This window comes from Streptomyces calidiresistens, assembly GCF_014141525.1.
Lineage (GTDB): Bacteria > Actinomycetota > Actinomycetes > Streptomycetales > Streptomycetaceae > Streptomyces > Streptomyces calidiresistens.
Map to the genome: position 1 here is coordinate 1 of NZ_VKHS01000074.1, position 12,059 is coordinate 12,059.

At 72.7% G+C, this 12,059-nt stretch carries 9 protein-coding genes; 2 read left to right on the forward strand and 7 right to left on the reverse strand.

All coding sequences use genetic code 11. From position 1 onward, the window contains the following. The 6 genes from argB to FOE67_RS05715 all read right to left on the reverse strand — a co-directional run. The coding region (gene argB / locus FOE67_RS05690) for an acetylglutamate kinase (RefSeq protein ID WP_182661085.1) at positions 1–950 on the reverse strand (950 nt) is incomplete at its 3' end. Continuing rightward, on the reverse strand, positions 947–2,098 hold the full coding sequence (argJ, locus tag FOE67_RS05695) for a bifunctional glutamate N-acetyltransferase/amino-acid acetyltransferase ArgJ (RefSeq protein WP_182661087.1): 1,152 nt from the start codon (positions 2,096–2,098) through the stop codon (positions 947–949). The genes argB and argJ, both read right to left, overlap by 4 nt. Before the next feature lie 127 nt (positions 2,099–2,225). Further along, positions 2,226–3,254 carry an N-acetyl-gamma-glutamyl-phosphate reductase gene (gene argC, locus FOE67_RS05700; protein WP_182661089.1) on the reverse strand — a complete coding sequence of 343 codons (1,029 nt, stop codon included), beginning with the start codon at positions 3,252–3,254 and terminating at the stop codon, positions 2,226–2,228. A 382-nt stretch (positions 3,255–3,636) separates the two neighbouring features. Then, positions 3,637–5,856, reverse strand: coding sequence for an NADP-dependent isocitrate dehydrogenase (locus FOE67_RS05705; protein WP_182661091.1), 2,220 nt, complete (start codon positions 5,854–5,856; stop codon positions 3,637–3,639). 91 nt (positions 5,857–5,947) lie between these two features. Then, a complete protein-coding gene (locus FOE67_RS05710; protein WP_182661093.1) occupies positions 5,948–6,508 on the reverse strand; it encodes a histidine phosphatase family protein in 561 nt (186 codons plus the stop codon). Positions 6,509–6,591: 83 nt separating this feature from the next. Continuing rightward, complete coding sequence (locus FOE67_RS05715; protein ID WP_182661095.1) at positions 6,592–7,047, reverse strand: GNAT family N-acetyltransferase; 456 nt, start codon at positions 7,045–7,047, stop codon at positions 6,592–6,594. Positions 7,048–7,319: 272 nt separating this feature from the next. On the opposite strand from FOE67_RS05715, the gene FOE67_RS05720 reads away from it, so the two are divergent. Then, positions 7,320–7,517: a DUF1918 domain-containing protein gene (locus FOE67_RS05720; protein ID WP_182661097.1), complete on the forward strand. Its 198-nt coding sequence runs from the start codon at positions 7,320–7,322 to the stop codon at positions 7,515–7,517. A 75-nt stretch (positions 7,518–7,592) separates the two neighbouring features. On the opposite strand, the gene FOE67_RS05725 is transcribed toward FOE67_RS05720, so the two are convergent. Further along, on the reverse strand, positions 7,593–8,885 hold the full coding sequence (locus FOE67_RS05725; RefSeq protein WP_182661098.1) for a glycoside hydrolase family 10-like protein: 1,293 nt from the start codon (positions 8,883–8,885) through the stop codon (positions 7,593–7,595). Between the two features lie 379 nt (positions 8,886–9,264). Here FOE67_RS05725 and FOE67_RS05730 point away from each other — a divergent pair, with 379 nt between their 5' ends. Then, entirely contained in the window at positions 9,265–12,042 is a 2,778-nt protein-coding gene (locus FOE67_RS05730) for a cellulose binding domain-containing protein (protein WP_323384309.1), read from the forward strand. Positions 12,043–12,059 lie beyond the last annotated feature (17 nt).

Here is a 12,059-nt window from a genome sequence, read left to right on the forward strand (position 1 = left end):
GGGTTCCCGGTGTGGCCGATCCGGCCCGCGCCGGGCGGGGGATCGGGGAGCACCATGGTTCCCACGCCCTCGTCGGTGAAGATCTCCAGCAGGATCGAGTGCTGGACCCGTCCGTCGATGACCCGGGCGGTGCGCACGCCGTTGCGCACCGCGTGCAGGCAGCCCTCCATCTTGGGGACCATCCCGCTGGCCAGGCCCGGCAGGAGCTCCTCCAGCTCCGAGGCGGTCAACTCGCTGATCACCTCGTCGCTGTGCGGCCAGTCGGCGTACAGGCCCTCGACGTCGGTGAGCACCATCAGGGTCTCGGCGCCGAGGGCGGCGGCCAGGGCGGCCGCGGCGGTGTCGGCGTTGACGTTGTAGACGTGGTGGTCCTCGGTGCTGCGGGCGATGGAGGAGATCACCGGGATGCGGCCGTCGTCCAGCAGGGCGGTGACCGCGCCGGTGTCGATGGCGGTGACGTCACCGACCCGGCCCAGGTCGATCCGCTCCCCGTCCACCTCGGCCCAGCGGCGGGTGGCGGTCATCAGGTGGGCGTCCTCGCCGGTCATCCCGACGGCCAGGGGGCCGTGGCGGTTCAGCAGGCCGACGAGTTCGCGCTGGACCTGTCCGGCGAGCACCATCCGGACGACCTCCATGGTCTCCGGGGTGGTCACCCGCAGGCCCGCGCGGAACTCCGAGGTCAGGCCGAGCCGGTCGAGCTGGGCGTTGATCTGCGGGCCGCCGCCGTGGACCACGACGGGACGCAGACCGGCGTGCCGGAGGAAGACCACGTCCTGGGCGAAGGCGGCCTTCAGGTCCTCGTCGACCATGGCGTTGCCGCCGAACTTGATGACGACGGTCTTCCCGTGGTGGCGGGTCAGCCAGGGAAGCGCCTCGATGAGGATGCGGGCCTTGGGCAGGGCGGTGTGGCGACGGGTCGTCCCGGTCGCTCCGGTGGATGGGCTGCTCATGAGGAATAGGCGCTGTTCTCGTGGACGTAGTCGGCGGTCAGGTCGTTGGTCCACACGGTGGCCCCGGCCCCGCCGGCGGCGAGGTCGACCAGGATGTGCACCTCGCGGAAGCGCATGTCCACGCCCTCGCGGTCCTCCCCGGCCGCGCCGCCCCGGCAGACCCACACGCCGTTGATGGCCACGTCCACGCGGTCGGGCTCGAAGGCGGCGGAGGTGGTGCCGATGGCGGAGAGCACCCGACCCCAGTTGGGGTCCTCGCCGTGCACGGCGCACTTGAGGAGGTTGCTGCGGGCGATCGCGCGCCCGACCTCCACCGCGTCGTCCTCGTCGGCGGCGTTGCGGACCTCGATGCGGATGTCCTTGGAGGCGCCCTCGGCGTCGGCGATCAGCTGCCGGGCGAGGTCGGCGCAGACCTCGGTGACGGCCGCGGTGAGTTCCTTCTCGTCGGGGGTGACCCCGGATGCGCCGGAGGCCAGGAGGAGGACGGTGTCGTTGGTGGACAGGCAGCCGTCGGAGTCGATCCGCTCGAAGGTGACCCGGGTGGCGGCGCGCAGGGCCCGGTCCAGGACCTCCGGGGCGACCTCGGCGTCGGTGGTGATCACGGACAGCATGGTGGCCAGCGCCGGGGCGAGCATGCCGGCGCCCTTGGCCATGCCGCCGACGGTCCAGCCCTCGCGGGAGGCGACGGCGGTCTTGTGGACGGTATCGGTGGTCCTGATCGCGATGGCGGCCTTCTCCCCGGCGTGCGGGGAGAGTTCGGCCACCGCCCGGTCCACGCCGGGCAGCAGCCGGTCCATCGGCAGGCGCACGCCGATCAGGCCGGTGGAGGCGACGGCGACCTCGGCGGCGTTGTGGCCGAGGGCGTCGGCGACCCGCTCGGCGGTGGTGTGGGTGTCCAGGAAGCCCGGCGAGCCGGTGCAGGCGTTGGCCCCGCCGGAGTTGAGGACCACGGCGGATACCTTCCCCGCGCGCAGCACCTGCTGCGACCACAGGACCGGCGCGGCCTTGACGCGGTTGGCGGTGAAGACCCCGGCGGCGGCGCGGGAGGGGCCGTCGTTGACGACGAGGGCGAGGTCGGGATCGCCCGAGGACTTGATGCCGGCGGCGATGCCGGCCGCCCGGAAGCCCCGGGCTGCGGTGACGCTCACGGTGTGGTGACTCCCATCGGTGCGGCGAGTGGGGCGGAGGGAACCCGCCGGCGGTGGCGTCCGGTCGGGGAAACGGATCGGTGCCCGCGCGGTGGACCCCACCGGGCGGTTCGCGGGCGGGCGGGGTTCAGGGCGCCAGGCCCGCCCCGGGCAGGCCGGTGGTCTCGGGGAGGCCGAGGGCGATGTTCGCGCTCTGCAGGGCGCCGCCGGCGGTGCCCTTGGTGAGGTTGTCCACGGCCGCGACGACCACGATCCGACCGGCGTCCCCGTCCAGCGCCACCTGGAGGTGCACCAGGTTGGAGCCCAGGACGGCGCCGGTGGAGGGCCAGCGCCCCTCGGGCAGCAGGTGCACGAACGGCTCGTCGGCCAGCGCCTTCGCGTACGCCTCGCGCAGGCCCTCGGCGGTGGTGCCGGGACGGGCGGGGGCGGTGCAGGTGGCGAGGATGCCGCGCGGCATCGGGGCGAGGGTCGGGGTGAAGGAGACGGTGACCGGCTCGCCGGCGACGGCGGAGAGGTTCTGGGCGATCTCCGGGGTGTGGCGGTGGCCGCCGCCGACACCGTAGGGGGTCATGGAGCCCATGACCTCGCTGCCCAGCAGGTGCGGCTTGAGTGCCTTTCCGGCGCCGGAGGTGCCCGAGGCGGCCACCACCACGGCCTCCGGGGCGGCGAGGCCGGCGGCAAGGGCCGGGAAGAGGGCGAGGCTGACGGCGGTGGGGTAGCAGCCGGGGACGGCGATGCGCCGGGTGTCGCGCAGCGCCTCCCGGCAGCCGGGCAGCTCGGGCAGGCCGTAGGGCCAGGTGCCGGCGTGGGGGGTGCCGTAGAACCGCTCCCAGTCGACGGCCGAGCGCAGCCGGAAGTCCGCGCCGCAGTCCACGACCAGGACCCCCTCCCCCAGCGCCTCGGCGACCGCCGCGGACTCGCCGTGCGGCAGGGCGAGGAAGACCACGTCGTGCCCGGCGAGGGTCTCCGCGTTCGTCGGCTCCAGCACGCGGTCGGCGAGGGGGGCGAGGTGGGGCTGGAGTTCGCCCAGGGATCGGCCGGCGTTGGACCCGCCGGTCAGGGCCCCGATCCCGATCCCGGGGTGTCCGAGCAGCAGGCGCAGGAGTTCGCCCCCCGCGTATCCGCTGGCTCCCGCCACCGCAGCGCGCACCGCCATCGCCTCCATCCGATCGATGGCATGACTATACGTATCACCACAGCTTTATGCAACGGCCGGTGAGCCGCCCGCCCGGGAGCGGGCCGGGGATCGATGCCCTTCCGCGGTCCTTCGCGTCCGACTCGTCCCGGCGATAGCCGCCCATATCCGGCGGTGCCCGGCAGGCGCCATCGCCCGCCGACACGCCGGCCGCCCTCCCCGCCGCGGCCGGGGCCGGGCGCACGGGACCGCGGGAATCCGCTGTCGCCGGCGGCGCCCGGCGGGCCGAAGCCGTTCCGGCCCCCACCGGATACGGGACGGAACGCGGCGACGGCCGGGATCGGGGGTTCCGATCCCGGCCGTCGCCGTGTCCCGGGGCCCGGTCACGGGGTCCCGACCGGTGTCAGCCCAGCATCGACAGGGCCTGGTTGAAGGTCTTCGACGGCCGCATCACGGCCGCGGCCAGCGCCGGGTCGGGACGGTAGTAGCCGCCGATCTCCGCCGGGGAGCCCTGCACCGCGGCCAGCTCCTCGACGATGGTGGCCTCCTGCGCGGTCAGGGTCTCCGCCAGCGGGGCGAAGGCCTCGGCCAGCCGCGCGTCCTCGGTCTGCGCCGCCAGCTCCCGGGCCCAGTACAGGGCGAGGTAGAAGTGGCTGCCGCGGTTGTCGATCCCGCCCAGGCGACGGCTGGGGGACTTGTCCTCGTTGAGGAAGGTCCCGGTGGCGCGGTCCAGGGTCTCGGCCAGCACCTTGGCGCCGGCGTTGCCGGTGGTGGTCGCCAGGTGCTCGAAGCTGACGGCCAGGGCGAGGAACTCGCCGAGGCTGTCCCAGCGCAGGTAGTTCTCCTTGACCAGCTGCTGGACGTGCTTGGGCGCGGAGCCGCCGGCGCCGGTCTCGAAGAGGCCACCGCCGTTGATCAGCGGGACCACCGAGAGCATCTTGGCGCTGGTGCCCAGCTCCAGGATGGGGAACAGGTCGGTGAGGTAGTCGCGCAGCACGTTGCCGGTGACCGAGATGGTGTTCTCGCCGCGCCGGATGCGCTCCAGGGAGAAGGCGGTGGCGTCGACCGGGGCCATGATCTCCAGGGTCAGGCCGTCGGTGTCGTGCTCCGGCAGGTACGCGCGGACCTTCTCGATCAGGTTGGCGTCGTGGGCGCGGCCCTCGTCCAGCCAGAAGACGGCCGGGTCGCCGGTGGCGCGGGCGCGGGTGACGGCGAGCTTGACCCAGTCGCGGATGGCGATGTCCTTGGTCTGGCACATGCGCCAGATGTCGCCGGCGCCCACGGCGTGCTCCATCAGGACGGTGCCCTCGCCGTCCAGCACCCGCACGGTGCCGGTGGTGGGGATCTCGAAGGTCTTGTCGTGGCTGCCGTACTCCTCGGCCTTGCGGGCCATCAGACCCACGTTGGGCACCGAGCCCATGGTGGCCGGGTCGAAGGCGCCGTTGGCGCGGCAGTCGTCGATGACGACCTGGTAGATCCCGGCGTAGCTGCTGTCCGGGATGACCGCGAGGGTGTCGGCCTCCTGCCCGTCGGGTCCCCACATGTGGCCGGAGGTGCGGATCATGGCCGGCATCGAGGCGTCCACGATGACGTCGCTGGGGACGTGCAGGTTGGTGATGCCGCGGTCGGAGTCGACCATCGCCAGCTCCGGCCCCTCGGCCAGCTCCGCCTCGAAGGAGGCCTTGACGGCGTCGCCGCCCGGCAGGGACTCCAGGCCCTTGAGGATGCCGCCCAGCCCGTCGTTGGGGGTGAGGCCGGCGGCGGCCAGGGTCTCGCCGTGCTCGGCGAAGGTGCGCGGGAAGAAGGCCCGTACCACGTGACCGAAGATGATCGGGTCGGAGACCTTCATCATGGTGGCCTTCAGGTGCACCGAGAACAGCACGCCCTCGGCCTTGGCCCGGGCGACCTGGGCGGCCAGGAACTCGCGCAGCGCCGCGACGCGCATGACGGCGGCGTCGATGACCTCGCCCTCCTCCACGGGCACGGACTCGCGCAGGACGGTGGTGGTGCCGTCGTCACCGGCGAGCTCGATCCGCACGGAACCGGCTGCGGGGATCACCACCGACTTCTCGGTGGACCGGAAGTCGTCACCGGTCATGTGGGCGACGTTGGTCTTGGAGTCGGAGGACCAGGCGCCCATGCGGTGCGGGTGGGTCTTCGCGTAGTTCTTCACCGAGGCGGGGGCGCGACGGTCGGAGTTGCCCTCGCGCAGCACCGGGTTGACTGCGCTGCCCTTGACCCTGTCGTAGCGGGCGCGGATCTCGCGCTCCTCGTCGGTGGAGGGGTCGTCCGGGTAGTCCGGGAGGGTGTAGCCCTGCTCCCGGAGTTCGGCGACGGCGGCCTTCAGCTGCGGAATCGAGGCGGAGATGTTCGGCAGCTTGATGATGTTGGCACCGGGCGTCTTCGCCAACTCGCCCAGCTCGGCGAGGGCGTCGTCGATGCGCCGGTTCTCCTCCAGGTACTCGGGGAAGGCCGCGATGATGCGCCCCGACAGGGAGATGTCCCGGGTCTCCACGGCGACCCCGGCGGTGGAGGCGTACGCCTCGATCACCGGCAGGAACGAATACGTCGCCAGGGCAGGGGCCTCGTCGGTGTGCGTGTAGATGATGGTCGAGTCAGTCACCGGGTGCTCCGCTCCACGTCTGCAACATTGCTCGACATCAAGATATCCCGTGGGCGGGTTCCCATCGACGGGGCCCCGCCGGGTACCGGCCTCATCCCAGCCGCAGGTTCCACCGGCCGTCACCGCCACTGAAGCTGATCACGGACAGCGGGTGGACCTCGGTGCGCCAGTAGGCGTGGGGCGGGGCCTTGAGCGCGTAGAGCATGGCGGCCCGGATGACCGAGGGTTCGGTGACGGCCACCACGCGGCCGTCGGCGACCTCGGGTCGGGTGTCCAGCCAGCCCCCGACCCGGCCGACGAAGGAGACCAGCGGCTCGCCGCCGTGCGGGGCGGTCCGCGGGTCGGTCAGCCAGGCGTTGACCGCGGCCGGCTCCCGCAGGGTGACCTCCTGCAGGGTCATCCCGTGCCACCGCCCCATGTCGCAGTCCCGCAGGGCGGGCTGGGCCAGCGGGGCGAGGCCCAGGACGTCGCCGGTCTGGCGGGCGCAGGGACTCGGCGAGCAGTAGCGCAGCTCGGCGGCGGCCAGCGGGGCGAGGGCGGGCAGGGCGCGCTCGACCGCGTGCCACCCGGCGGCGTCCAGCGGGCGGTCGTCACCGAATCGCGTGTCGAGAAGTCCCGTTCCCCGGGCCGCGGCGATCAGGGTGACCAGCATGCGGTGATCGTACGAGCAGGCGAATGGGCGCGCCATGGGCGTCGAACAATTCATCGGGATTTTTCACGGGCACCGTTCCCCGATCATCCCGATTCGAAGATCATCCATCGGTCGGGGCGGTCGAGGGGTCGGAAACCGAGTCGGGCGTACAGGCCGTGGGCGTCATGGGTGGCGAGCATGATCCTTTTCAGTCCCCATCCGTCGAGGTGATCGCGGACGGCACCGATGAACTCCGTCCCGACCCCGCACCCCCGCTCGACCGGGTCGAGGTACACGTCGCACAGCCAGGCGAAGGTCGTACGGTCGGTGACCACTCGGGCGTACCCCACCTGCTCCCCCGAAGTGGTGCGGTAAAGGCCGAAGTTGAGGGAACCCGCGATGGCCGCCTCCTGCTTTTCCCGGCTTCGCCCCAACGCCCAATAGGCGTCGCGGGAAAGCCACCGGTGAATTCTGTCCGTGTCCAAGCGGGCCGACTCCGTCGAGATCTCGTAACCGTCGCGCACACCGGGAAGCCTGCCGGCCGCCCGGAATCGACGCATCGGGTTTTCCGGGGATTCGCGCCGGGGACGCCCCCGGCGCGCTTCGCCCACCACCCCGGATTTCCAGCCGGCCAACCGGGGACACCGACCGGGAGAAATTCGACGAAACGGAATAAAATGAATCCATCGGTGGATGCGAACGGCCGCGGCGGAGCGCATCGGGAGCCGCCGACGGGCCCGGGGGCACCCCGCGCGGGGGCCACGGCCCCGGGAGTCCCGGCAGTGCCGGCAGCCACAACGGCAACAGCGGTGACAGACGAGGAGGTGCCCCCATGCAGGCACGGACCGGCGACCGGGTGGTCACCCACGGACGCGTCGTGGGGCAGCCCGACCGGGTGAGCGAGATCATCGAGGTACTGGGACACGACGGCGGTCCGCCCTACCGGGTACGGACCGGGGACGGTCACGAGACCGTGATCTCCCCCGGCCCCGACTCCGTGGTGGAGCACCGCGACGACGCCCGACACTGACCCGGTACGACCGCCGGGAACCGGGACCCCGGTTCCCGGCGGTTCGTCCGTCACGACCCCTTCGCCCGGCACCCCTCAGCGACGTGCGGAGGGATCGGCACGCGGCGGGGCGGCGGGCCGGCTGTGGTGTTCGGCGACCAGCAGACCCATCGCCCCGAGCGGATCGGCGACCACCCGGGAGGCCGAGAAGTAGGCGTGACCGCCCACCGCCGGGTGGTCCCGGCAGAAGGCCAGGTGTCGGGAGAGTTCGGCCGGGTCCCGCCAGGGCTCCGGCTGCCGGGGGTCCCCCACCTTGTAGACGGCCTCGCCGATCCACAGTGCCACCCCTGTCCCCTCCACCGTCCGGGACCACCAGCGGACCAGTTCGGCGTAGTCGGCCGGGGCGTGGCCGATGTGCCAGTAGAGCTGGGGCAGGATGTAGTCGACCCACCCCTCGCGCACCCAGCGCCGGGTGTCGGCGTACAGGTCGTCGTGGGTCTGCAGGGCGGAGGTCGCCGAGCCCTCCGGGTCGGTGGAACGGTTGCGCCACACCCCGAAGGGGCTGATCCCGAACAGCGCGTCGGGCCGGGAGGCGCGGATGCGCTCGGCGGTCTCGCGGACGAGCAGGTCGATGTTGTTCCGCCGCCAGTCGGCGCGGGAGGCTCCCCCGCCGTGGCGGGCGAAACTCGCGTCGTCGGCGAACTCCTCGCCGGGGACGGGATAGGGGTAGAAGTAGTCGTCCCAGTGCAGGCCGTCCACGTCGTGGGTCTCCACCGCGTGCAGCATGGCGTCGGTGGCGAAGCGCCGCACCTCGGGCAGGCCCGGGTCGTAGTAGAGCCGACCGCCGTGGGCGATCGCCCAATCGGGGTTGCGGCGCACCGGGTGGTCGGCGGCCAGCCGGGAGGGGTCGTCGTGCAGGGCGACCCGGTAGGGGTTGCACCAGGCGTGGAGCGCCAGGCCCCGTTCGTGCGCCTCGCGGACCGCGAACTCCAGGGGATTCCACCCCGGGTCACGGCCCTGGGTACCCGTCAGCCACTGCGACCAGGGCTCGAAGGGGGAGGGCCACAGGGCGTCCGCGGCGGGGCGCACCTGCAGGAAGATCGTGTTCAGTCGGAGCCGGACCGCCTCGTCGAACAGGGCCAGCAGGTCGGCCCGGGCCCGATCGGCGTCCGGGTCGGCCGCCGGCCAGTCGATGCGGTCCACGGTCGCGATCCACATGCCGCGCAACTCGCCGGGGGCGGCGGTCCGCCCTCCGGCCCGGGAGGCGTCGTCCGCCGGGGCCGTTCCGTCCCCGGAGCGCGAGGCGGCGGAGACCCCGTGCAGGGCGAGGGTGCCGACCAGGGTGCCGGCCGCGGCGACCCCGAGGGCGCGTCGGTTGATCGGTGGCATGGGGGCGACTCCCGGACGTGAACGGGTCGGTGGGGGGCACCGGCGCGGAGCCGGTGGCGGGCGGAGTCGACTCGGCACGACCCCGTCGTGAACCGACGATACGTGGGAGCCCTCCGATATCCGGGGTGATTCACCACCGAAAGCCCGGGGGCGCATCATCCGGGTGAACCGGACGATCCGTCACACACCGCCACCAAAAACCCCATCGGGAGGGTCGGAAGCCCTTCCAACACACCTTATGCGAACAACGTTCGACAGTTAACATCACCGACACGCACCATCTGGGAGCGCTCCCACCCCTGTTTCCCTCCCTGTCCACCCCCCTTGCCGTCCCCCGGGACGGCGGACCCTTGGAGACCCCATGGAGAGGAGTGCCCGCGTGCGCGGCCGGAGAGCGGCGACGGCGGTCCTGGCCGCCACCGCCCTCGCCGCCGGACTGCTCGGCACCGCCGCGGCCCACCAGGAGCCGGCGGCCGGCACGGCCGCCGCCGTCCCGGCCGAGGACTACGACTGGCGGAACGTGCGCATCGACGGCGGCGGTTTCGTGCCCTCGGTGATCTTCAACCGCACCGAACCGAACCTGCTCTACGCCCGCACCGACATCGGTGGCGCCTACCGCTGGAACGATGCGGGCCGGGAGTGGATCCCCCTGCTGGACTCCGTCGGCTGGGACGAATGGGGATACACGGGCGTCGCCTCCCTCGCGACGGACCCCGTGGACCCCGACCGGGTGTACGTCGCCGTCGGCACCTACACCAACGACTGGGACCCCAACAACGGCGCCGTCATGCGCTCCACCGACCGGGGGGAGAGCTGGGACACCGTTCCACTGCCGTTCAAGCTCGGCGGCAACATGCCGGGCCGCGGCATGGGCGAGCGGCTGGCGATCGACCCCAACGACAACCGCGTCCTCTACCTGGGCGCCCCCAGCGGCGAGGGGCTGTGGCGCAGCACCGACTCCGGGGCCACCTGGTCGGAGGTCACCTCCTTCCCCAACCCCGGCAACCACGTCATCAACCCCGACGACCCGTGGGGCTACGAGAGTGACGAGATCGGCGTCGTGTGGGTCACCTTCGACCCCGACACCGGCTCCCCCGGCACGCCGACCGGCACCATCTACGTGGGCGTCGCCGACGAGGAGGAGAGCGTCTACCGCTCCACCGACGCGGGCGCCACCTGGCAGGCGGTCCCCGGACAGCCCACCGGCTTCCTGCCCCACAAGGGGGTGCTCGACGAGGAGACCGGCGACCTCTACATCGCCACCAGCGACAACCCCGGTCCCTACGCCGGGGGTGACGGCGAGGTGTGGCGCCTGGACACCGGCTCCGGGCAGTGGACCGACATCACCCCCCACCGCCCCGGTGACGCGGAGTACGGCTTCAGCGGCCTGACGGTGGACCGGCAGAACCCCGGCACCGTGATGGTCACCGGCTACAGCTCCTGGTGGCCGGACACCCAGATCTTCCGCAGCACCAACGGCGGCGACGACTGGTCGCCGATCTGGGACTGGGCCGGTTATCCCCAGCGGGACCGCCGCTTCACCCTGGACCACTCCTCGGTGCCGTGGCTCACCTTCGGCAACCAGCCGACGGCCGAGGAGGACTCCCCCAAGCTCGGCTGGATGACCGAGGGCATGGAGATCGACCCGCACGACCCGGACCGGATGCTGTACGGCACCGGGGCGACGATCTACGGCACCACCGAGCTGACCAACTGGGACCGGGGCACCCGCTTCACCGTCCGTCCCATGATCAAGGGCCTGGAGGAGACCTCCGTCCGGGACCTGGCCAGCCCGCCCTCCGGGAGCGCCCACCTGCTGAGCGGCCTCGGCGACATCGGCGGCTTCCGGCACACCGACCTCGACGCGGTTCCGTCGATGATGTACACCTCCCCCTTCATCGGCACCACCAGCAGCCTCGACTTCGCCGGGCTGAGCCCGAACAACGTGATCCGGGTCGGTGAGCACGTCGGGGACAGCAGCCAGTCGACGGTCGGTTTCTCCACCGACGGCGGGGCCAACTGGTTCGCCGGCACCGTGCCCGGCTCGGCCAACGGCGGCACCGCCGCCGCGGCGGCCGACGGCAGCCGCTTCCTGTGGAGCCCGGCCGACGAACCGGTCCACTTCACCACCACCTTCGGCAGTTCCTGGACCCGCTCGCAGGGCATCCCGCAGGGAGCGACGATCGCCTCGGATCGGGTGGATCCGCAGCGGTTCTACGGCTTCCACGACGGCACCCTGTACGTCAGCACCGACGGCGGCGCCACCTTCGCGGCCGGGGCGACCGGGGGCCTGCCGACCGAGGGCAACATCCGTCTGGAGGCGGCCCCCGGCGCAGCCGGCGACGTGTGGCTGGCCGGTGGCGACGACGGGAGCGCCTACGGCCTGTGGCGCTCCACCGACGGCGGACTGAGCCTGACCCGGATCGGGGCGCTGGAGAAGGCCGACAACATCGGCTTCGGTCGCGGCGCCGAGGGCACCGACTACCACGCGCTGTACAGCAGCGCCGTGGTGGACGGGGTGCGCGGCATCTACCGCTCCGACGATGTCGGTGCCACCTGGACCCGGATCAACGACGACGACCACCAGTGGGCCTGGACCGGTGGCGCCATCACCGGCGACCCCCGGGTCGCGGGCCGGGTCTACATCGGCACCAACGGCCGCGGCATCATCGTCGGCGAGACCGGCGAGCGGGGCAACGACGGCGGACCCGGCGGGACCACCGGCGGCCCGGGTGACAACGGCGGGAACGGTGGCGACGGCGGGGACGACGGCGGCAACGGTGGCGACGGCGGCGGCCCGGGCGACAACGGCGGCACCGGTGGCGTGGACCCCGACGCCGACTGCACCGTCGCCTACGCCGTCACCGGCGAGTGGCCCGGTGGCTTCCAGGGCGCGGTGACCGTCACCAACACCGGGGGGACCCCCGTGGAGAACTGGGAGCTGCGCTGGAGCTTCCCGCACGGCCAGACCATCACCCAGCTGTGGAACGGGTCGCACACCCAATCCGGGTCCCGGGTCAGCGTCACCGGCGCCTCCTGGAACAGCCGGCTGGCACCGGGCGCGTCGACCACCATCGGTTTCCTCGGCAACCACCGGGAGCAGAACGGGGCACCGACCTCGTTCACGCTCAACGGCACCCCCTGCGCCGGCGGCTGAGCCCCGGACCCCCCTCC